General features: G+C 70.7%; 16 protein-coding genes. 8 read left to right on the forward strand and 8 right to left on the reverse strand.

Going from position 1 to position 21,880, the window contains the following annotated elements; all coding sequences use genetic code 11:
* Positions 1 to 312: 312 nt before the first annotated feature.
* Positions 313 to 3,456 (reverse strand): isoleucine--tRNA ligase, encoded by a 3,144-nt coding sequence (ileS, locus tag ACFY7C_RS13795; protein ID WP_389648617.1) that lies wholly within the window; start codon positions 3,454 to 3,456, stop codon positions 313 to 315.
* A 548-nt stretch (positions 3,457 to 4,004) separates the two neighbouring features.
* On the opposite strand from ileS, the gene ACFY7C_RS13800 reads away from it, so the two are divergent.
* The 4 genes from ACFY7C_RS13800 (at position 4,005) to ACFY7C_RS13815 (ending at position 7,003) form a co-directional block, all read left to right on the forward strand.
* Complete coding sequence (locus ACFY7C_RS13800; protein WP_389648620.1) at positions 4,005 to 4,838, forward strand: TraR/DksA family transcriptional regulator; 834 nt, start codon at positions 4,005 to 4,007, stop codon at positions 4,836 to 4,838.
* Between the two features lie 63 nt (positions 4,839 to 4,901).
* Positions 4,902 to 5,468, forward strand: coding sequence for a signal peptidase II (gene lspA / locus ACFY7C_RS13805; RefSeq protein WP_389648622.1), 567 nt, complete (start codon positions 4,902 to 4,904; stop codon positions 5,466 to 5,468).
* A gap of 78 nt (positions 5,469 to 5,546) precedes the next feature.
* Positions 5,547 to 6,488: an RluA family pseudouridine synthase gene (locus tag ACFY7C_RS13810; protein WP_389648623.1), complete on the forward strand. Its 942-nt coding sequence runs from the start codon at positions 5,547 to 5,549 to the stop codon at positions 6,486 to 6,488.
* Positions 6,485 to 7,003 (forward strand): GNAT family N-acetyltransferase, encoded by a 519-nt coding sequence (locus tag ACFY7C_RS13815; RefSeq protein WP_389648626.1) that lies wholly within the window; start codon positions 6,485 to 6,487, stop codon positions 7,001 to 7,003. The genes ACFY7C_RS13810 and ACFY7C_RS13815 overlap by 4 nt, the downstream gene beginning before the upstream one ends.
* Before the next feature lie 313 nt (positions 7,004 to 7,316).
* On the opposite strand, the gene ACFY7C_RS13820 is transcribed toward ACFY7C_RS13815, so the two are convergent.
* The gene (locus ACFY7C_RS13820; RefSeq protein WP_389648629.1) at positions 7,317 to 7,505 is read right to left on the reverse strand and encodes a hypothetical protein; all 189 of its coding nucleotides are present in this window, start codon (positions 7,503 to 7,505) and stop codon (positions 7,317 to 7,319) included.
* A 113-nt stretch (positions 7,506 to 7,618) separates the two neighbouring features.
* On the opposite strand from ACFY7C_RS13820, the gene ACFY7C_RS13825 reads away from it, so the two are divergent.
* Both ACFY7C_RS13825 and ACFY7C_RS13830 read left to right on the forward strand, forming a co-directional pair.
* Entirely contained in the window at positions 7,619 to 9,205 is a 1,587-nt protein-coding gene (locus ACFY7C_RS13825; protein ID WP_389648632.1) for a Na+/H+ antiporter, read from the forward strand.
* 38 nt (positions 9,206 to 9,243) lie between these two features.
* Positions 9,244 to 9,813 carry a dienelactone hydrolase family protein gene (locus ACFY7C_RS13830; protein ID WP_389648634.1) on the forward strand — a complete coding sequence of 190 codons (570 nt, stop codon included), beginning with the start codon at positions 9,244 to 9,246 and terminating at the stop codon, positions 9,811 to 9,813.
* A 77-nt stretch (positions 9,814 to 9,890) separates the two neighbouring features.
* Here ACFY7C_RS13830 and ACFY7C_RS13835 read toward each other — a convergent pair whose 3' ends face one another.
* Complete coding sequence (locus tag ACFY7C_RS13835) at positions 9,891 to 10,865, reverse strand: zinc metalloprotease (protein ID WP_389648637.1); 975 nt, start codon at positions 10,863 to 10,865, stop codon at positions 9,891 to 9,893.
* Positions 10,866 to 11,225: 360 nt separating this feature from the next.
* Positions 11,226 to 12,875, reverse strand: a complete 1,650-nt coding sequence (locus tag ACFY7C_RS13840) for an alkaline phosphatase D family protein (protein ID WP_389648640.1) — start codon at positions 12,873 to 12,875, stop codon at positions 11,226 to 11,228.
* A 160-nt stretch (positions 12,876 to 13,035) separates the two neighbouring features.
* On the opposite strand from ACFY7C_RS13840, the gene ACFY7C_RS13845 reads away from it, so the two are divergent.
* Positions 13,036 to 14,673: a PQQ-binding-like beta-propeller repeat protein gene (locus ACFY7C_RS13845; RefSeq protein ID WP_389648643.1), complete on the forward strand. Its 1,638-nt coding sequence runs from the start codon at positions 13,036 to 13,038 to the stop codon at positions 14,671 to 14,673.
* A gap of 89 nt (positions 14,674 to 14,762) precedes the next feature.
* Here ACFY7C_RS13845 and ACFY7C_RS13850 read toward each other — a convergent pair whose 3' ends face one another.
* The 3 genes from ACFY7C_RS13850 to ACFY7C_RS13860 all read right to left on the reverse strand — a co-directional run bounded on the left by ACFY7C_RS13850 (position 14,763) and on the right by ACFY7C_RS13860 (position 17,810).
* Complete coding sequence (locus ACFY7C_RS13850) at positions 14,763 to 15,578, reverse strand: thioredoxin domain-containing protein (RefSeq protein ID WP_389648646.1); 816 nt, start codon at positions 15,576 to 15,578, stop codon at positions 14,763 to 14,765.
* Positions 15,579 to 15,653: 75 nt separating this feature from the next.
* Complete coding sequence (locus tag ACFY7C_RS13855) at positions 15,654 to 16,394, reverse strand: hypothetical protein (RefSeq protein WP_389648649.1); 741 nt, start codon at positions 16,392 to 16,394, stop codon at positions 15,654 to 15,656.
* Between the two features lie 81 nt (positions 16,395 to 16,475).
* Positions 16,476 to 17,810 (reverse strand): DUF2252 domain-containing protein, encoded by a 1,335-nt coding sequence (locus ACFY7C_RS13860; RefSeq protein ID WP_389648652.1) that lies wholly within the window; start codon positions 17,808 to 17,810, stop codon positions 16,476 to 16,478.
* A gap of 181 nt (positions 17,811 to 17,991) precedes the next feature.
* Here ACFY7C_RS13860 and dnaE point away from each other — a divergent pair, with 181 nt between their 5' ends.
* The gene (gene dnaE, locus ACFY7C_RS13865) at positions 17,992 to 21,531 is read left to right on the forward strand and encodes a DNA polymerase III subunit alpha (RefSeq protein WP_389648655.1); all 3,540 of its coding nucleotides are present in this window, start codon (positions 17,992 to 17,994) and stop codon (positions 21,529 to 21,531) included.
* Positions 21,532 to 21,620: 89 nt separating this feature from the next.
* Here the strand turns inward: dnaE and ACFY7C_RS13870 are convergent, their stop codons facing one another.
* A complete protein-coding gene (locus tag ACFY7C_RS13870; RefSeq protein WP_389648657.1) occupies positions 21,621 to 21,791 on the reverse strand; it encodes a hypothetical protein in 171 nt (56 codons plus the stop codon).
* Positions 21,792 to 21,880: the final 89 nt, after the last annotated feature.

Raw genomic sequence — 21,880 nt, forward strand, 5'->3', positions numbered from 1 at the left:
GGCGGAGGCTTCGCGGTGCGCAAGGGGTCCCCGGCGCCCGGGGTCCGCGACGGGCGGTCGCGCCCCAGGGGCGCGACCCGGACCGGGGAGAGGCGACCGTTGTGGGCATTCGTTCCGCTGGGGCGGAACGGGTGGGCACAACGCACCAGGGTGGTGCCCGGTCATGGGCGGTACGGCGAGAGGCCTGCAGCAGGGTGGTGCCCGGTCATGGGCGGTACGGCGAGAGGCCTGCACCAGGACGGTGCCCGATCCGTGGGGGCGGGACGGCGAAGGGCCCGGCACCATCCTGGTGCCGGGCCCTTCGCCGTGGGGCTACGCCTTGCGGAGGCGGAAGGTGAGGGTCAGGCCCTCGTCCTCGAAGGGGGTGCCGAAGGTGTCGTCGGCCGGGCCCTCCGCGTAATCCGTGGCCAGGACCTCGTCGGCGATGAGGGCGGCGTGGGTCGTGAGGGCCTCCGTCGTCTCCGGGGAGGGGGAGGTCCAGCGCAGGGCGATGCGGTCCGCGACGTCGAGGCCGCTGTTCTTGCGGGCCTCCTGGATCAGGCGGATCGCGTCACGGGCCAGGCCCGCCTGGCGGAGCTCCGGGGTGATCTCCAGGTCGAGCGCGACCGTCGCGCCGGAGTCCGAGGCGACCGACCAGCCCTCGCGCGGGGTCTCCGTGATGATGACCTCCTCGGGGGTGACGAAGATCGTCTCGCCCTCCACCTCCAGGACGGCCTCGCCGGCCTCGCGCAGGGCCAGGGACAGGGCCGCCGCGTCGGCCGACGCCACCGCCTTGGCCACCTCCTGCACGCGCTTGCCGAAGCGCTTGCCCAGCACCCGGAAGTTGGCCTTCGCGGTCGTGTCGACCAGGCTGCCGCCGACCTCCGACAGGGACGCCAGGGAGGAGACGTTCAGCTCCTCCGTGATCTGGGCCTGGAGCTCCAGGGAGAGGTCCGCGAAGCCGCTCGCCGCCACCAGCGCCCGGGAGAGCGGCTGGCGGGTCTTCACCCCGGACTCGGCACGCGTCGCGCGGCCCAGCTCGACCAGGCGGCGGACCAGCAGCATCTGCTCGGACAGCACCGGGTCGACCAGGGAGGCGTCCGTCTCCGGCCACGAGGACAGGTGGACGGACTCGGGGGCGCCGGGGGTCACCGGGACCACCAGGTCCTGCCACACCCGCTCGGTGATGAACGGCGTGAGCGGCGCCATCAGGCGCGTGACCGTCTCGATGACGTCGTGCAGCGTGCGCAGCGCCGACGCGTCGCCCTGCCAGAAGCGGCGGCGCGAACGACGGACGTACCAGTTGGAGAGGTCGTCGACGAACGCCGAGAGCAGCTTGCCGGCCCGCTGCGTGTCGTACGCCTCCATCGCCTCCGTGACGTCGCCGACCAGCGTGTGCAGCTCGGACAGCAGCCACTTGTCCAGGACCGAGCGGTCGGCCGGCGCCGGGTCGGCGGCGGACGGCGCCCAGCCGGACGTCCGGGCGTACAGCGCCTGGAAGGCGACCGTGTTCCAGTACGTCAGGAGGGTCTTGCGGACGACCTCCTGGATCGTGCCGTGACCCACCCGGCGCGCCGCCCACGGCGAGCCGCCGGCCGCCATGAACCAGCGGACCGCGTCCGCGCCGTGCTGGTCCATCAGCGGGATCGGCTGGAGGATGTTGCCCAGGTGCTTGGACATCTTGCGGCCGTCCTCGGCGAGGATGTGGCCCAGACAGACCACGTTCTCGTACGAGGACTTGTCGAAGACCAGCGTGCCGACGGCCATCAGCGTGTAGAACCAGCCACGGGTCTGGTCGATGGCCTCGGAGATGAACTGCGCCGGGTAGCGGCTCTCGAACAGCTCCTTGTTCTGGTACGGGTAGCCGTACTGCGCGAACGGCATCGAGCCCGAGTCGTACCAGGCGTCGATGACCTCCGGCACGCGGACGGCCTCCATCGAGCAGCCCTCCGCCGGGCAGCCGAAGGTCACGTCGTCGATGTACGGGCGGTGCGGGTCGAGGCCGGATTGGTCGGTCCCGGTCAGCTCGGTCAGCTCCGCGCGCGAGCCGACGCAGGTGAGGTGGCCCTCCTCGCAGCGCCAGATCGGCAGCGGGGTGCCCCAGTAGCGGTTGCGGGACAGCGCCCAGTCGATGTTGTTGTTCAGCCAGTCGCCGAAGCGGCCGTGCTTGACCGAGTCCGGGAACCAGTTCGTCTTCTCGTTCTCCTGGAGAAGGCGGTCCTTCACGGCGGTCGTACGGATGTACCAGGACGGCTGCGCGTAGTACAGCAGCGCCGTGTGGCAGCGCCAGCAGTGCGGGTAGCTGTGCTCGTACGCGATGTGCCGGTAGAGCAGGCCGCGCTCGTCCAAGTCGGCGGTCAGCTTCTCGTCCGCCTTCTTGAAGAAGACGCCGCCGACCAGCGGCACGTCCTCCTCGAAGGTGCCGTCGGGGCGGACCGGGTTCACGACCGGCAGGCCGTAGGCGCGGCAGACCTTGAGGTCGTCCTCACCGAAGGCGGGGGACTGGTGGACCAGACCCGTACCGTCCTCGGTCGTCACGTACTCGGCGTTGACCACGTAGTGCGCCGGGGCGTCGAAGGGGACCAGCTCGAAGGGACGCTGGTAGGTCCAGCGCTCCATGTCCTTGCCGGTGAAGGACTCGCCGGTGGTGACCCAGCCCTCGCCGAGCGCCTTCTCCAGCAGCGGCTCGGCGACGACCAGCCTCTCGTCGCCGTCCGTGGCGACCACGTAGGTCACCTCGGGGTGGGCGGCGACCGCGGTGTTGGACACCAGGGTCCAGGGGGTGGTCGTCCAGACCAGGAGCGCGGCCTTGCCGGCGAGCGGGCCGGAGGTCAGCGGGAAGCGGACGTAGACGGAGGGGTCGACGACCGTCTCGTAGCCCTGCGCGAGCTCGTGGTCGGACAGGCCGGTGCCGCAGCGCGGGCACCAGGGGGCCACGCGGTGGTCCTGGACGAGCAGGCCCTTGTCGAAGATCTGCTTGAGCGACCACCAGACCGACTCGATGTACGCGGGGTCCATGGTCCGGTAGGCGTCGTCGAGGTCGACCCAGTAGCCCATGCGGGTCGTCAGCTCGGCGAAGGCGTCGGTGTGGCGGGTCACGGACTCGCGGCACTTGGCGTTGAACTCGGCGATGCCGTACGCCTCGATGTCCTTCTTGCCGGAGAAGCCGAGCTCCTTCTCGACGGCGAGCTCGACCGGCAGGCCGTGGCAGTCCCAGCCGGCCTTGCGGGCGACGTGGTAGCCGCGCATGGTCCGGAAGCGGGGGAAGACGTCCTTGAAGACGCGGGCCTCGATGTGGTGGGCGCCGGGCATGCCGTTGGCGGTGGGCGGGCCCTCGTAGAAGACCCACTCCGGGCGTCCCTCGGACTGCTCCAGGGTCTTGGCGAAGACCTTGTTGTCGTGCCAGAAATCGAGCACGGCGTGCTCGAGCGCGGGCAGGTCTACCTGGGCGGGCACCTGGCGGTACTGCGAAGACATCGATCTTCCTCCGGCGGATGTTCCTCGTTCCGTCGGAGGGACGAGAGCACTGCTCCCGCGGTACCACCCTCCTTGGCCCCGGGCGCGACGCCCTGAGCCCCCTCATTGGGGTCGCGACGCCGGGTCTAGTCACCGCGTCCGAATCGACGACCGCGGCTTTCTTCCGGCAGCTCCGGGGTGATGCTTCACATCGGGCTCGCCCCCGGGCTCTCACCGTCCCCGGGTCGCTCATGGCTGCGTACGACGCTACTCGTCCCCATCCAAGCCTTTCGCTCCGCCCAGTGTACGGGGCCGGGGCGAGGTCGGCCGACCGTTTTGCCGGTGACCCGAATGGCCACACGGGTCCTGGGGACTTCCGCTGCGGCCAAGTGGGGGAGCGGTGGCGCGGATAACCGGCCGGGGAGCTGGGCACAACCGAGGCAGGCTCGTCCCACAGGGCACCGGGGCGGGCGGAACGGGCGGCGTGCCCCGTTGCCGCGGGCCGTGGGCCGATTTATCGTCCCAGCACGATTCGCGAGCAAGATCACAAAATGTGAAGGGGCCGCGACATGGTGGCGAAGAAGACCGCCGCGAAGGAGACGACGGCCACGAAGACGGCGGTCGCGAAGGCACCGGCCGCGAAGAAGTCCGCGCCCGCGAAGAAGGCCGTGGCCAAGAAGGCCGCGGCCACGAAGGCGCCCGCGAAGAAGGCGCCGATGAAGAAGGCGTCGGTGAAGAAGACCGCACCCGCCAAGAAGGTGACCGCGAAGAAGTCGGCACCCGCAGCGAAGAAGGCGACGGCGAAGGAGCCGGCCGCCGAGAAGGCGGTCGTCGACGGGACGGCCGTCGCCGCGCCGGCGGAGGCCGCGAAGCCGGTGAAGAAGAAGACCGCCACGGGCGGGAAGACCGCGACCGAGAAGACAGGAGCCAGGACGGTGGCAGCGAAGAAGACCGCGGGTGGCGTCACGACGGCCGAGACCGACGTCGCGGTGCCCCCGGCACGCGCCGGCGAGCTCGCCGTACGCCCGGGTGAGGACCCCTGGACCCCCGGGGAGGTCGCCGAGGCCCGCAGCGAGCTCCAGTCGGAGGCGCTCCGGCTCCGCAACGAGCTCGCCCACTCCCAGGAGGAGCTGACCGGCCTGATGCGCGACTCCGGCGACGGCGCCGGCGACGACCAGGCCGACACCGGCACCAAGAACATCACGCGCGAGCACGAGCTGGCCCTGGCCGCGAACGCCCGCGAGATGCTGGAGCAGACGGAGCACGCCCTGGAGCGCCTCGACGCGGGCACGTACGGGCTGTGCGAGGTCTGCGGGAAGCCCATCGGCAAGGCCAGGATGCAGGCCTTCCCCCGGGCCACGCTCTGTGTGGAGGACAAGCAGAAGCAGGAGCGCCGGGGCTGACCTCGTCGCACGGCTGTGCCGTACCCTCGGTGCACAGTCAGGCACCTAGGTTGAGGGACTCACGTGGCAGAGGCGGAGAGCGTCATCGGTACGCCGGATTCAGCAGGAGCCGACGAGACGGCCGTTCCCGAGGAGCGCCCGAAGGGCAGGCGGAAGATCGCCGTGCTGTTCGTGGTGGCCGTCGTCGCCTATCTTCTCGACCTCGGCAGCAAGATGCTCGTGGTGGAGAAGCTGGAGGGGCGCGAGCCGATCAAGGTGATCGGCGACCTGCTGCGCTTCGAGGCGATCCGCAACCCCGGTGCCGCCTTCGGCATGGGCGAGGCCTTCACGATCATCTTCACCTGCATCGCGACCGTCGTGATCGTGGTGATCATCCGGCTGGCCCGCAAGCTCTACAGCCTGCCGTGGGCGATCGCGCTCGGTCTGCTGCTCGGCGGTGCGCTCGGCAACCTGACCGACCGGATCTTCCGCTCGCCCGGCGTCTTCGAAGGGGCGGTCGTCGACTTCATCGCGCCCGCCCACTTCGCCGTCTTCAACCTCGCCGACTCGGCGATCGTCTGCGGCGGCATCCTGATCGTGATCCTCTCCTTCCGGGGTCTGGACCCCGACGGCACCGTCCATAAGGACTGAGCTCCGCCACGGGGCCGACTTGTCCACAGGGACCGAGCTCACGGACGGAGTACCGCCGACACAAGGCATACTCGACGGGTGAGCACGAGTCCCGAGATCCGCACGCTTCCCGTTCCGGACGGCCTGGAGGGCGAGCGCGTCGACGCCGCCATCTCCCGCATGTTCGGTTTTTCCCGTACGAAGGCGGCCGAGCTGGCGGCCGCAGGCAAGGTCCTGGTCGACGGCGCCGTCGTCGGCAAGTCCGAGCGGGTCAGCGGTGGCGCGTGGCTCGAGGTCGAGATGCCGGGCGCGCCCGCCCCGGTGCAGGTCGTCGCCGAGCCCGTCGAGGGCATGGAGATCGTCCACGACGACGACGACATCGTCGTGATCATGAAGCCGGTCGGGGTGGCCGCCCACCCCAGCCCCGGCTGGACCGGCACCACGGTGATCGGCGGCCTCGCCGCCGCCGGCTACCGGATCTCCACCTCCGGCGCCGCCGAGCGCCAGGGCATCGTGCACCGCCTCGACGTCGGCACGTCCGGCCTGATGGTCGTGGCGAAGTCGGAGTACGCGTACACCTCGCTGAAGCGCCAGTTCAAGGAGCGCACGGTCGACAAGCGCTACCACGCCCTGGTGCAGGGCCACCCCGACCCGCTGAGCGGCACCATCGACGCGCCCATCGGCCGGCACCCGAACCACGACTACAAGTGGGCCGTGACCGCCGAGGGCAAGCCGTCCGTGACGCACTACGACCTGATCGAGGCGTACCGGGCGGCCTCGCTGCTCGACATCAAGCTGGAGACGGGCCGCACCCACCAGATCCGGGTGCACATGTCCGCCCACCGCCACCCCTGCGTCGGCGACCTCACCTACGGCGCCGACCCGACCATGGCCAAGCGCCTCGGCCTGACCCGGCAGTGGCTGCACGCCGTGCGGCTCGGCTTCGAGCACCCCGGCGACGGGCAGTGGGTCGAGTTCGCCAGCACCTACCCGGCGGACCTGGAGACGGCCCTCGAGCGGATCGCCTCGGAGAGCCGGTGACCACCGTCGGGGGGACGGACGCGGAGTCCGTCGAGGCCGTGGCGTACGAGGTCCGCGAGGCGCGGGAGCACCAGGACCGGGACGCCTGCTTCGCCGTGCGCCGGGCGGTGTTCGTCGAGGAGCAGGGCGTTCCCCAGGAGATCGAGTACGACACGTACGACGAGACCGCCGTGCACGTCCTCGCGGTCCGCGCGGACGGCGTGCCACTGGGCACCGGGCGGCTCCTGCACGGGGCGGACGCGGTCGGCAAGACCGGCGCGGACATCTCGGTGGGCTCTCTGGGCCGGCTCGCGGTGACCAGGGCCGCCCGTGGCCTCGGCGTCGGTGCCGCCCTCGTGCGGGGCATCGAGGAGGCGGCCCGCGCGCGCGGGCTCGCCGCCGTCGACCTGCACGCCCAGACGCACGCCCTCGGCTTCTACGAGCGGCTCGGCTACGAGGCGTACGGCCCGGAGTTCCCGGACGCGGGGATGCCGCACCGGGCGATGCGCCGGGTCCTCCAGGCCGTGGGGGAGTAGCGCCGTCTGCCCGCGGGGCAGGGCCCGCGGCGTCTGGTGCGTGGGGTCTCCCCAGGCCCGCAGGGCCCAGGGGAAGATCGCAAGGCGGAGGGGCGCCCTCGTACTGGGCGCGCCCGGGTGACCCGACAACGCGGCGAGCGTGCGTCCGCGTGGGGGCACCTCCCGGGCGAAGCCCTGGGGGTCGCGGGCCGGCGGGACATTACGGACACGGTCCATGGGCTGTCCGGAGGACTTCGTCGACCGGCCCAGCGGCACGAGGATGGGCCTGGTCCGAAGAGCAGGCCCTTGAAGGTTTCGTGCTGGGCTGTGGCGGTTACTTGCTGGTGTGGCAACCGCGTGGGCGTTCATCCGCGGGGCCGGTGCACTGGCCGCTCTGGCCTGCGCCGTTTCCGCCATTGGTGGGCGGATGCGGCGTCGCCAGCGCGGCCGATCCGGCGCCGAGCACGCCGGTTACGGCCAGCACCAAGGCTGCCGCGCGACGCCCCAGTCGCTGCTTCAGCATGGCCGTCCTCCCGTCGATTGGCCGACATGTCCCTTTTATGCTATGCCTCCCCGGAGGGCATGGCCGGGTGAGCCAGGTGGTCATCGACCTGCCGGACCGCTGAAGGGGAGACCGTGGATCAGCTCGCGCTGTTGTTCTTGCTGCTGCTCGGCGCCGTGCTCACCGTTCCGCTCGGGGACCGGCTCGGGCTGCCGGCTCCCGTCCTGATGACGCTCGTCGGGATCGTCCTGGCCTTCCTGCCGTTCGTGCCGAACGTCGACATCCCGCCCGAGTACATCCTCCCGCTGGTGCTGCCGCCGCTCCTCTACGCCTCCGTGCAGCGCACCTCATGGCGGCAGTTCGCGGCGAACAGACGGCCGATCTTCCTCCTCGCGGTGGCCCTGGTCTTCGTCACCACGGCCGCCGTCGGCGCGGTCGCCAACGCACTGGTCCCCGGTATCCCGCTGGCCGCCGCGCTCGCCCTCGGCGCCCTCGTGGCGCCGCCCGACCCGGTCGCGGCGACCGCCGTGGCCGGCTCGCTGGGGCTGCCCCGGCGGCTCGTGTCGATCCTGGAGGGCGAGGGCCTCTTCAACGACGTCACCGCGATCGTGCTCTACCACGTGGCGATCGGCGCCGTGGTCAGCGGCGAGTTCTCCTGGCCGGAGGCGCTCGGTGAACTCGTCCTGTCCGCCGTCGTCGCGGTGGTGGCCGGGCTCGTCCTCGGCTGGACCACGAACAAGCTGATGGGCTTCGTCGGCGACGCCACCCTGCAGACCGGCCTCACCCTCCTCGTCCCGTTCGTCTCCTACGTCCTCGCCGAGGAGCTGCACGGCTCCGGAGTCCTCGCGGTCCTCGTCACGGCGCTGTTCCTCGCCGAGTACGCGATCGACGCCGACGACGTGATGGGACGGCTGGCCGGACAGACCTTCTGGGAGATCGTCGACACCCTGGTGACCGGCATCGCCTTCGGGCTCATCGGCCTGGAGCTGATCCATGTCTTCGGCGTCGCCGACGAACGCGGCGGGGAGATGCTCGGCTGGGGCGCGGCGGTCGTCGGCGTGGTGGTCGGGGTCAGGCTGCTGTGGCTGCTGCCCGCGACCTGGCTGGCGAAGCGGCTGCACACCCGGCGCGACTACGCCGAGGAGATCCCGGTGAGCTGGCGGGAGACCGTCGTCATGTGGTGGTCGGGGATGCGCGGGGTGGCCTCGGTGGCGCTGGCGCTCGCCATCCCGCTGCGCACGGAGGACGGCTCCCCCTTCCCCGGCCGCGACGAGGTGATCTTCATCGCCTTCTGTGTGATCATCGCCACGCTCGTGGTGCAGGGCCTGACGCTGCCCTGGCTGGTGCGCAGGCTCGGCGTGCAGGCCGACACGGACGCCGAGCGGGCCTTCGAGCGGGAGCTGGCGCTGCGGGCGGCGAAGGCGGCCAAGCACCGGCTGAAGGAGATCGAGGAGGTGGAGGAGCTGCCGGAGGAGGTGGCCGAGCGGCTGCAGCGCGGGGCCTTCGACATCGGGGCGAGGATCAGCCCGGACGTGCTGGACGAGGAGCGGCGGGCCGCGTTCGCGCAGCGCGTGGAGCGGGTGAAGGCGGTCCAGCGGATCCAGAAGGAGATGATGTCGGCGGCCCGGCACGCGGTCCTCTCGGCGCGCAGCGAGCCCGGGGCCGACCCGGAGGTGGTGGACCGGGTGCTGCGGCAGCTGGACGTGCGCAGCATGCGCTGACACCGGCTCCGTGCGGGCCGGGTGGCAGGATGGGCCGCATGGACATCATGCTTTTCCACTCGGCGTACGGCCTGACCCCCGCGGTGGAGGCCGCGGCCGAGCGACTGCGGGACGCCGGGCACCAGGTGTGGACGCCGGACCTCTTCGACGGCCGGACGGTCACGACGGTCGAGGAGGGCATGGCGCTGCGGGACGGGATCGGCAAGGACGAGCTGCTGCGGCGGGCGGTCATGGCCGCGGCTCCGTACTCGGAGCGCGGACTGGTCTACATGGGCTTCTCGTTCGGCGCCTCGGTGGCGCAGACGCTGGCGCTGGGCGACGAGAAGGCGCGGGGGCTGCTGCTGATCCACGGCACCTCGGACATCGCGGAGTCGGCGTCGGTGGACGACCTGCCGGTGCAGCTGCACGTGGCCGAGCCCGACCCGTTCGAGACGGACGAGTGGCTGTCCTCCTGGTACCTGCAGATGCGCAAGGCCGGCGCCGACGTGGAGGTCTACCGCTACCGGGGCGCCGGGCACCTGTACACCGACCCGGAGCTGCCGGACTGGGACGCGGAGGCGGCCGAGCGGACCTGGGCGGTGGCGCTGGGCTTCCTCGACAGCCTCTAAGGCGGCCGGCGGACGTGCGAAGGGGTGTGGCCCCCGGGGAGATCCCCGGGGGCCACACCCTTGTTTCGGACGGTCCGTCAGGCGCGGTACGCCGTCCAGTGCTCGTTCATGCGGGTCACCTGGCCGGTGGTGAACTGGTACATGCACGCGTCGTACGTGTAGTCCATGAAGTTGTGGATCGGGTCCGCACCGGTCTTGGAGGCGCAGGAGTCACGGCCGGTCGGGCACTCGTAGGCCGGGCTCTTCTCGGCCGGGGTGTCGGTGACGTAGTCACCGTTGCCGTTGCAGCCGCCCTGGAAGGTGTGGTAGAGGCCCATCCAGTGGCCGACCTCGTGGGTGGCGGTGTCGCCCTGGTTGTAGTTCGCCGCCGAGCCGCCGGGCAGGGAGGCGTCGAGGAGGACGACGCCGTCCATGGACGGGTTGGACTGGTACGAGGACGGGAAGGTCGCCCAGCCGAGCAGGCCGCCGCTGAGGTTGGCGGTGTAGATGTTCAGCGCGTTGGCGCCGCCCTGGCGGAGGGTCTGCTTCATCTGCTTCTCGGCGGTGGAGCCGGAGGCCAGGTTGTACCAGGTGGCGTTGTCCGTGTAGGTGGTGCCGGCCAGGTTGAACTGGAAGCCGGTGTTCACGTTGCCGGTGCCCTGGCCGCCGAAGGCGGAGTTGAGGACGGCCATCTGGTTGCTGATGTCCGTGGCGGACAGCTTGCCCGTCGTCCCGCTGTGGATGACGTGGAAGTAGACGGGGATGGTGGCCGCGGTGGTGCCGGCGGCGGCCGTGGCGCGGCCGGAGACGCGGGCCTCGGCCAGTCTCTTCTTCAGGTCCTCGTCCATGGCCTTGGCCTGGGTGGCGGTGACCTCGTTGGGCTCGGCCTTGGTGGCGCCGCCCTTGGCCTTGCGGGCGCCGGAGAGGGCCTCGTGGCCGTGGTCGTCGTGGCTGTCCACGCACTCCTCGGCGGCGGCGAGGGTGGTGGTCGACGGGGCCGCGACCGGGGCGGAGAGCGGGGCCAGGGCCAGGGTTCCGGCCATGACGGCGGTGCCGAGCAGACGACGTGACATACGCGGCGATATACGAACAAGAGCACGCACGGGTGACTCCTCGCGGGGGGTTGTGGAGAGGTACTTCCTCAGCCACCGCGGGGACATTACGCGTCCATGTCAGGCTTCGTTGAGGATTGATCAAGCCCAATCATCCATGGGGCAAAACGGGGCATCGAGAAGAAAAACTTGCGCCGGTTCCGGAGTTTGAGATGTGGGCGTAACAGAAGAGACGACAAAGGCGGGTGGTGTGTCCGGATTCGATGCCCCGAACTCACCACCCGCCGTGCCCGTGTGATCTTCCGTTAACACGAGAGATCATGGCTGAAAATCATCGTACGGATGACCGAGAGGTGTCCGATGGTCGTTCGACGGTGTCCGTCAGCGGACCGGCTGGTACACCCGCTCGACACGCTGCGTTCCGCTCAGCGTGCGGTACGAACGCGTCCAGGCCGCCGTCGCGTCCCGGTCCGCACGGTCGGAGATCGTGTAGTAGTCCATCTGCGAGCGCTCCGCGGTCACGTCGAGCACGCCGTAGCCGTGGTGGTCCATGTCCACCCACTTCACGTGCCGGTTGGCGGCCTTGATCGCCCCCGCCGCCACCACCGAGACCGTGCCCGGCGCCACGTGCAGCAGGTCGTCCAGGTTGTCCGAGGTCACCGAGGTCACCACGAACTCCGTCGCCGCCGAGGCCGACAGCGGGTACGTCGACGCCTTCACCGGTACGTCGTTGGCCCAGGCCATGTGGATGTCACCGGTCAGGAAGACCGTGTTGCGGATGCCCCGGTCCGTCAGGTGCCGCAGCAGCTCCTTGCGGTCGTCGGTGTAGCCGTCCCACTGGTCGACGTTGATCGCGATGCCCTCCCGGGGCAGTCCGAGGAGCTCGGCCAGCGGCCCGAGGAGATCCGCGGGCAGCGCCCCGAACGCCACCGGCGAGATCATCACCGAGGTGCCGACCAGCTGCCAGGTCGCGTCCGAGGCGGCCAGGCCCGACTTCAGCCAGTCCAGCTGCGCCCGCCCGGTGAGGGTGCGCTCCGGGTCGTCCACCGCTCCGCTGCCCACCCCCGACTGCTGGGAGCGGAAGGAGCGCAGGTCGAGCAGATGCAGATCGGCCAGCCGGCCGAAACGCAGCCGCCGGTAGACCGTGCCCTCGGTCGAGGTGCGCACCGGCATCCACTCGAAGTACGCCTGCTTGGCGGCGGCCACGCGGGCCGCCCACTCGCCCTCGGTGCCCGGCGTGTGGTTCTCGGCCCCGCCCGACCAGGCGTCGTTGGCGATCTCGTGGTCGTCCCAGATCGCGACGACCGGATGGGCCGCGTGCAGCGCCTGCAGGTCGGCGTCGCTCTTGTAGGTGGCGTGCCGCAGGCGGTAGTCGGCCAGCGAGACGATCTCGTGGGCCGGCTGGTGCGGCCGGACGGTGTACTTCGCGTCGGGGTAGGAGCCGGTCCCGTACTCGTAGACGTAGTCGCCGAGATGCAGGATCGCGTCCAGGTCCGCGCGGGCGGCCAGGTGACGGTAGGCGGAGAAGTAGCCCGCCTCCCAGTTGGCGCAGGACACCACGCCGAAGCGGACACCGGGCGCGGCCGCGTCCACGGCGGGCGCGGTGCGGGTGCGGCCCTCGGCCGAGACGGTCCCGTCCGCGGTGAACCGGAACCAGTAGGACGTGGCCGGGCGCAGACCCCGTACGTCCACCTTCACGGTGTGGTCCAAGGCCGCGGTGGCGACGGCCGTACCGCTCGCCACGGTCCGGTCGAAGGAGCGGTCCTCGGCCAGCTCCCAGCCGACCGTGACATCGGGTCCCAGGCCGGAGCCGGGCAGGGCGTCGGGGGTGGGGGTGACGCGCGTCCACAGCAGGACGCCGTCGGGCAACGGGTCGCCCGAGGCGACACCGTGGAGGAACTGCGGGGCCCCGGTGTCCGCGAGCGCGGGCGAGGCGGTGGCCACCAGAGCGGGGGTCACGACGGCCGACACTGCGGCGGCCTTCACGACGGTACGGCGGCTGGGGGCGGATATGAGCTTACGACTGGTCACGGGCCGTCAGATTACCCACTGGTATGACGAACGGGCAGAGGGGTGAGCAAAGTTCGCCAACTCTTCCCGGAGGGTTTCGGTCAGCCCCGCGCGGCCGCGTCTGCCTCGCTAACCTGACCGCGCACCAGATCCTTCATCGGCCGCAGGGGGAGCACATCCGATGACCCATCAGCCCTGGTACGACCACCGCCCGCAGCAGGGGCCGGCGCCGGACAACCCGTACGCCTCGGGAGGCCCCGGGCCGGCCCAGGGCCCCGGCCCCGCACCCGGATTCGGCCCCGGCCCCGCACCTGGATTCGGCCACGCCCCCGGTCCTGGCTTCGGCCCCGCACCCGGTCCCGGCTTCGGTCACGGCCCCGGCGCGCCGCCGCCGCGCCGACGGCGCCCTGGCCCGGTCCCCCTGCTCGCCGCCGTAATCGCCCTGCTGCTCGTCGCGGCCGGCGGCGCGTACCTCCTGAAGGAGCGCGCGGCGGACCAGCGCCGTACGGACGCAAAGCCCGGCCCGTCCGCCACCGCGAGCCCGAGCGCCCGCCCGCCACGGACCACCGCCCCGGTGCCCGAGGCGGAGCGGATACCCACCCCCGCGGAGATCGCGGCGGCCCGGAAGCCGGGAGAGGCGGCGGCCTGGATCGCCCAGGACCCGACCGACCTGCCCCGGGGCAACCACCTCGCGCACGACCTCTGGATCGTCGGCGACACCGTCGTCCAGGCCGTCCACAAGAAGGTCACCGCCTACCGCCTCGCGGACGGCGCCGAGCTGTGGAGCATTCCCCTGCCCCACCCCGTCTGCGAGACGCCCGTCGACACCACCCCCGACGGCCGGGTCGTCATCGTCCACCGCAACCGCGACTCCCAGCAGGGCAGCCGGTGCGACCAGCTCCGGATGATCGACCTGCGCACGGGACGCCAGGGCTGGCACAAGGAACTCGTCCAGACCGGCGCGCTGGACAGCACGATCATCGTCCGCACCGCCATCAGCGGGGACACCGTCGCCGTCGTGCAGGACATGAAGGCCGCCGCCTACCGGATCGCCGACGGCACCAGGCTCTACGACATCGCCAAGGAGGACCCGGGCGGCTGCTACCCGGACGACGTGGCCGGCGGCCGGCGGCTCCTGGTCGTCGACACCTGCGCCCTCGGGGCCGCCGAGAAGGGCTACAGCCGGGTCCGGTCGCTCGACCCGGTGTCCGGCCGGGTCCTGTGGCGCCACGACACCCCGCGCGGGCGGAAGATCGACAAGGTGCTCTCGACCGAACCCGTCGTGATCACCACCCTCGACAAGGTGACGTACGCCGAGGACTGGAGGGTGGTCGCCCTCCACCCCGACGGCCGGGTGCGCGGCACCGTCGACCCCCGGGAGAAGGGCTTCACGCACTGCGCCGACGCCGGTGACGCGGGCGAGGGAGTGCAGAACTGCCGTGGTGCCGCCGTCGGACCGGACACCGTCTTCCTCGGCACCGAGGGCAAGCTCGGCGCGTACGACCTCACCACCGGCAAGCTCCGTTGGGGCGTTCAGGAGAACACCGGGCGCCGCCTGTATCCGCTGCTCGCCGCCGGGCCCGCGGTCGTCGTCTACGAGGCGGCCACCCCCAGCCGGCCCGGTCTGGTCCGGCGGATCGGCCCCGGAGCGGAGAAGGCCGTGCTCCTGCTGAAGCACCCGGACGCGCCGCGGAAGCAGGAGTACGACGCCCTCGCCGGGAAGACGGCGTATGTGAGGGACCGGTTCCTCCTCGCCCCCTCGATGGTGGGCGGCGACGACGACCGGCCCTCCCCGCGGCTGCTCTCCTTCGCGCCCTGACCCGGGCTTCGCGCCCTGACCCGGGCTTCGCGCCCTGCCCCGGGCCGGCCGGCTTCGGGCCCGGCCGGCCCACGGTCGGCGCGCGCTGATCAGCCCTTCAGGGCCTTCGTCATGGCCGTGTTGAACTCGTCCACCGTCAGCGGCGGGTTGTCGCTGCCCTCGGCGGTCAGCTTCTTCCCGTCCATCTTCAGGGTCGGCGTGGCCCCGACCCCGCTGGCGTCGAAGGCCTTCGACATCTTCAGCGCCCAGGCGTCGAAGGTGCCGTTCTCCACGTCCTTGCGGAACTCCGCGTTGCCCTTCAGGGCCGGGACCGAGTCCGCCACCTCCAGGAGGTAGGAGTCCTTGGCGAACTTGTCCTGGCTCTCCTCCGGGTGGAACTTCGTCGAGTACAGCGCCGCCTTGTACTTCAGGAAGGCCTCGGGGCTCACGTTCAGCGCGGCACCCAGCGCGGAGAGGGCGTTCTTCGAGCCCTCGCCCGCGTCGACGTTGTCGATGAAGGTCGCGCCCACGTACTTGAGCTTGTACTTGCCGTCGGTGACGTCCTTGTCGACCGTGGCGCCCACGTTCTGCTCGAAGGTCGCGCACACCGGGCAGCGCGAGTCCTCGTACAGCTCCAGGGTCTTCTTGGCCTCCGGCTTGCCGATGACGACGGTGGTGCCGTTCTCGCCCTCGGTGTTCTTCGGGGCCGTGACGCTCTTCGCGTCCGCCGCCGTCTCCCACGCGGACGGCTTGTTGGCCTGGACGACGGCGAAGCCGACGCCGCCGGCGACGGCCAGGACGCCGACCGCCGTCGCGGCGACGATCACCTGGCGGCGGGCCTTCTCCTTCTTGGCCTGCCGCTCCCGCTCGATCCGCAGCCGCTCGCGGGCTGCTGCCTTGTTGGCCTGGCTGTTGCGCTTGCTCATGGTCGTGCTCTCCGTGACTGAGGAGGAAAGAAAAAGGGGGACCGCCGTCCGGCCCGGCCCGTAGGAGGTGCCGGCTCAGACCAGCGCGAGGGTGGGGGCGAGCGCGGGCGTCGCGGCCGGAGCCGGACGCCACGGGCTCGCGGCCCACGGAGGTCCCCGCCGTCCCACGGAGTGCACGAGCAGCCGGGTGCGCGACCGGCGCGGCCGGTCGGCGACCTGCCCGGCACCCGGGGTCGCGGTGCCCGAGGCGCGGAAGAAGGCCGCCACGAGCAGCAGCGGCCGGAACGCGAAGGCGACGGCCGCCCGCAGCAGCCGGGCCAGCGCCCGCTCCCCGCCGCGCAGCCAGGAGGCCGCCGAGAGCCCGACCGCCACATGGGCGGCGAGCAGCAGCCAGGGCACGACGGGATCGGGCGAGGTCAGCAGGGAGGCCGCGGTGCCGCTCCCGGCCGCCGCCACGCCCGGCAGCGGAGCGCCGACGGCACCGCCGCACAGCGCGTCCATGTCCAGGCCCACCGTGCGCAGCGAACCGGCGACCGGTCCGCCGGCGGGGCCGTAACAGGCCACCTGCCCGCTGGTGAAGAACGTGTCGGCGGCCAGCTGCAACGGCACGAGCAGCCCGGCGATCGGGCCGAAGCCGCGCTCGCGGCCGGCCAGCGCGTACGCCACGGCGAAGACGGCCGCCGCGACCGGGACGACCGTCGCGAGCGGCAGCGGCACGCCGGAGAGCAGGACGTGCGAGGCCACGGACAGCGTCACGACCAATGCCGTGAAGAACGCCGCCCGGAGGGCTCTCAGCTGGATTCCTGCCATGTCCATCGCCGTGGAAGTGTGCCATGCCCGCCCGTAAGACGTCCCTAAGGGCGGCCTGTGAGGCGCCCCGGGCGCCTCACAGGCACCTCAGAGCCCCGGGATCCGGCCGTTGCGGAACAGGTCCACGAAGATCTGGTGGTCGGCACGCGCGCGAGCGCCGTAGGAGTGCGCGAAGTCCACCAGGAGCTCCGCGAAGCCCTCGCCGTCGTCGGAGTCCGCCGCGATCGCCGCGTCGATGGCCCGCTCCGTGGAGAACGGCACCAGCGAGTGCCCGCTGGAGTCGTCCGCCGCCGCGTGCATCGTCGCCGTCGCCCGGCCCAGGTCGGCGACCGTGGCCGCGATGTCCCGCGGGTCGTCGATGTCCGACCAGTCCAGGTCCACCGCGTACGGCGAGACCTCCGCGACCAGCTGCCCCGCGCCGTCCAGCTCGGTCCAGCCCAGCCACGGGTCGGCGTGCGCCTGGAGCGCCCGCTGCGAGATCACCGTGCGGTGCCCCTCGTGGTGGAAGTAGCCCCGTACCGCCGCGTCCGTCACATGGCGCGAAACCGCCGGTGTCTGCGCCTGCTTCAGGTAGATGACGACGTCGTTCTCCAGGGCGTCGCTGTTGCCCTCCAGGAGGATGTTGTACGAGGGCAGGCCGGCCGAGCCGATGCCGATGCCGCGCCGGCCGACGACGTCCTTGACCCGGTACGAGTCCGGGCGGGCCAGGCTCGACTCCGGCAGCGTCTCCAGATAGCCGTCGAAGGCGTCGAGCACCTTGTAGCGGGTGGCCGCGTCCAGCTCGATCGAGCCGCCGCCCGCCGAGAAGCGGCGCTCGTAATCGCGGATCTCCGTCATCGAGTCGAGCAGCCCGAACCGGGTCAGCGAACGGGCCTCGCGCAGCGCGCCGAGCAGCGCGCCCTCGGCCGTGTCCAGCGTGAACGGCGGCAGCTCGTCGTTCTTCGCGCCGGTCGCCAGGGCGTGGATCCGCTCCCGGTAGGAGGCGGCGTAGATCCGGACCAGCTGGGTGATCTGCTCGTCGCTGAGCGCCTTGGTGTAGCCGATCAGCGCCAGGGAGGCGGACAGCCGCTTGAGGTCCCAGGTGAAGGGGCCGACATAGGCCTCGTCGAAGTCGTTGACGTTGAAGATCAGCCGGCCGGTGGCGTCCATGTAGGTGCCGAAGTTCTCGGCGTGCAGATCGCCGTGGATCCACACCCGGCCGGTCCGCTCGTCCAGATACGGCCCGCCGTGCGCCTCGTGCTCCAGGTCCTTGTAGAACAGACAGGCCGTGCCCCGGTAGAAGGCGAAGGCGGATCCGGCCATCTTCCGGAACTTGACCTTGAAGGCGGCCGGGTCGGCGGCGAGCAGCTCGCCGAAGGCGGTGTCGAAGACGGCGAGGATCTGCTCACCGCGCTCGTCGGCGGTGGGCTGGGGGACCGACATCGAAGGTGCCTCCTGGTGCGGGATGCGGGCGAGCCGTGGCTCAAAATAGGTGCATGACAAATGGGACAGGTGTTCCCTGTCTCCCAACGGCCGACCGTACCCGCGAGTGCCCGCCCACTGTCAGTCGGGCGACGTAGACTTCCACGCTGACCCCCCAGATATTCAGCCGGAGGCATCCCCCGTGACCAAGCCGCCCTTCACGCACCTCCACGTCCACACCCAGTACTCCCTGCTGGACGGTGCCGCGCGGCTCAAGGACATGTTCGACGCGTGCAACGAGATGGGCATGACCCACATCGCCATGTCGGACCACGGCAACCTCCACGGGGCCTACGACTTCTTCCACTCCGCCAAGAAGGCCGGCGTGACGCCGATCATCGGCATCGAGGCCTATGTCGCCCCGGAGTCCCGGCGCAACAAGCGGAAGATCCAGTGGGGCCAGCCGCACCAGAAGAGGGACGACGTCTCCGGTTCGGGTGGTTACACCCACAAGACGATCTGGGCGGCGAACGTCACCGGCCTGCACAACCTCTTCCGGCTCTCCTCCGACGCCTACGCCGAGGGCTGGCTGCAGAAGTGGCCGCGTATGGACAAGGAGACGATCTCCCAGTGGTCGGAGGGGCTGATCGCCTCCACCGGCTGCCCCTCCGGCGAGCTCCAGACCCGGCTGCGGCTCGGCCAGTTCGACGAGGCCCTGAAGTCCGCCTCCGAGTACCAGGACATCTTCGGCAAGGACCGCTACTTCCTGGAGCTGATGGACCACGGCATCGAGATCGAGCGCCGGGTCCGCGACGGGCTCCTGGAGATCGGCAAGAAGCTCGGCATCCCGCCGCTGGTCACCAACGACTCGCACTACACCTACGCGCACGAGGCCACCGCCCACGACGCCCTGCTGTGCATCCAGACCGGCAAGAACCTCTCGGACCCCGACCGCTTCAAGTTCGACGGCACCGGCTACTACCTGAAGTCCACGGACGAGATGTACGCCATCGACTCCTCGGACGCCTGGCAGGAGGGCTGCCGCAACACCCTCCTGGTCGCCGAGCAGGTCACCACCGACGGCATGTTCGAGGCCAAGAACCTCATGCCGAAGTTCGACATCCCCGAGGGCTACACCGAGGTCACCTGGTTCCGCGAGGAGACCATGCGGGGCATGCACCGGCGGTTCCCGAACGGGATCCCCGAGGACCGCATGAAGCAGGTCGAGTACGAGATGGACACCATCATCTCGATGGGCTTCCCGGGCTACTTCCTCGTCGTCGCCGACTTCATCATGTGGGCGAAGAAGCAGGGCATCGCCGTGGGCCCCGGCCGAGGTTCCGCGGCCGGCTCGATCGTCGCGTACGCCATGGGCATCACCGACCTCGACCCCATCCCGCACGGCCTGATCTTCGAGCGCTTCCTCAACCCCGAGCGCATCTCCATGCCCGATGTCGACATCGACTTCGACGAGCGTCGGCGCGTCGAGGTGATCCGGTACGTGACCGAGAAGTACGGCGCCGACAAGGTCGCCATGATCGGCACGTACGGAAAGATCAAGGCCAAGAACGCGATCAAGGACTCCGCCCGCGTCCTCGGCTACCCGTACGCGATGGGCGACCGGATCACCAAGGCCATGCCCGCGGACGTCCTCGGCAAGGGCATCGACCTCGACGGCATCACCAACCCCTCGCACCCGCGCTACAGCGAGGCGGGCGAGGTGCGCGCGATGTACGAGAACGAGCCGGACGTCAAGAAGGTCATCGACACCGCCAAGGGCGTCGAGGGCCTGGTCCGGCAGATGGGCGTGCACGCCGCCGGCGTGATCATGTCCAGCGAGACCATCACCGAGCACGTACCCGTCTGGGTGAGGCACACCGACGGCGTGACCATCACGCAGTGGGACTACCCGAGCTGCGAGTCGCTCGGCCTGCTCAAGATGGACTTCCTCGGCCTGCGCAACCTGACGATCATGGACGACGCCGTCAAGATGGTGAAGTCCAACAAGGGGATCGACATCGATCTCCTCGCCCTCCCGCTCGACGACCCCACGACCTTCGAACTGCTCCAGCGCGGCGACACCCTCGGCGTGTTCCAGTTCGACGGCGGCCCCATGCGGTCCCTGCTGCGGCTGATGAAGCCGGACAACTTCGAAGACATCTCCGCCGTGTCCGCGCTCTACCGCCCGGGCCCGATGGGCATGAACTCGCACACGAACTACGCGCTGCGCAAGAACGGCCAGCAGGAGATCACCCCGATCCACCCCGAGCTGGAGGAGCCGCTCAAGGAGGTCCTGGACGTCACCTACGGCCTGATCGTCTACCAGGAGCAGGTGCAGAAGGCCGCCCAGATCATCGCCGGCTACTCGCTCGGCGAGGCCGACATCCTCCGCCGCGTCATGGGCAAGAAGAAGCCCGAGGAGCTGGCGAAGAACTTCGTCATCTTCGAGGCCGGCGCCAAGAAGAAGGGCTTCAGCGACGAGGCCATCAAGGCCCTGTGGGACGTGCTGGTCCCCTTCGCCGGCTACGCCTTCAACAAGGCCCACTCCGCCGCGTACGGTCTCGTCTCCTACTGGACCGCGTACCTCAAGGCCAACCACCCCGCCGAGTACATGGCGGCGCTGCTCACCTCGGTCAAGGACGACAAGGACAAGTCCGCCGTCTATCTGAACGAGTGCCGCCGCATGGGCATCAAGGTGCTCCCGCCGAACGTCAACGAGTCCGAGGCGAACTTCGCCGCCCAGGGCGACGACGTGATCCTCTTCGGCCTCACCGCCGTCCGCAACGTCGGCGCCAACGTCGTCGAGTCGATCATCAAGACCCGCAAGGGCAAGGGCAAGTACAGCTCCTTCCCCGACTTCCTCGACAAGGTCGAGGCGGTCGTCTGCAACAAGCGGACCGTCGAGTCGCTGATCAAGGCCGGTGCCTTCGACACCATGGGCCACACCCGCAAGGGCCTCGTCGCCCAGCACGAGCCCATGATCGACACCGTGGTCGCGGTCAAGCGCAAGGAGGCCGAGGGACAGTTCGACCTCTTCGGCGGCATGGGCGACGAGGACAGCAGCGAGCCGGGCTTCGGCCTCGACGTGGAGTTCTCCGACGTCGAGTGGGAGAAGTCCTACCTGCTCGCCCAGGAGCGCGAGATGCTCGGCCTCTACGTCTCCGACCACCCGCTCTTCGGCCTCGAACACGTCCTGTCCGACAAGACCGACGCCGGCATCTCCCAGCTCACCGGCGGCGAACACGCCGACGGCGCCGTCGTCACCATCGGCGGCATCATCTCCGGCCTCCAGCGGAAGATGACCAAGCAGGGCAACGCCTGGGCCATCGCCACCGTCGAGGACCTGGCCGGCTCCATCGAGTGCATGTTCTTCCCGGCCACCTACCAGCTGGTCTCCACCCAGCTCGTCGAGGACGCCGTCGTCTTCGTCAAGGGCCGCCTCGACAAGCGCGAGGACATCCCCCGGCTCGTCGCCATGGAGCTGATGGTCCCCGACCTGTCCAATGCGGGCACCAACGCGCCGGTCATCCTCACCATCCCCACGGTCAAGGTGACCCCGCCGATGATCAGCCGGCTCGGCGAGATCCTCCAGCACCACAAGGGCAACACCGAGGTCCGCATCAAGCTCCAGGGACCCCGCTCGACCACCGTGCTCCGGCTCGACCGGCACCGGGTCCAGCCCGACCCCGCCCTCTTCGGCGACCTGAAGGTCCTCCTCGGCCCCTCCTGCCTGGCCGGCTGACCCGGTCCGGCGGTCCGGCGGCCGCCGGGCCGCCGCACGCGCAAGGGGCGCGCCCGTCGTCACGGGCGCGCCCCTTTGCCGTGGGTGCGTCAGTTGTGGCCGAAGCGCTTCTGACGGCCCTTGCGTGCCATGTCGCCCGGGGTCACCTGGGTGGCGCGCTGCTCGGCCTGGGACTCCATCGCGGTCGACCGGGCGTCCTGCTGGCCGCGCTCGGCCGCCGACGCGCGCTGACTGCGGTCCTGCTTACGGTTCTTGGCCATGGTGATGATGCCTCCTCGTGGGGGTCTGGGGGCCAGGGCCGCTGCCAGACTCACACACGGCAGGAAGCGCCGCATTTTGGATCATTACG

The organism is Streptomyces sp. NPDC012769 (assembly GCF_042901205.1).
In the GTDB taxonomy this organism is placed as follows: Bacteria; Actinomycetota; Actinomycetes; order Streptomycetales; family Streptomycetaceae; genus Streptomyces.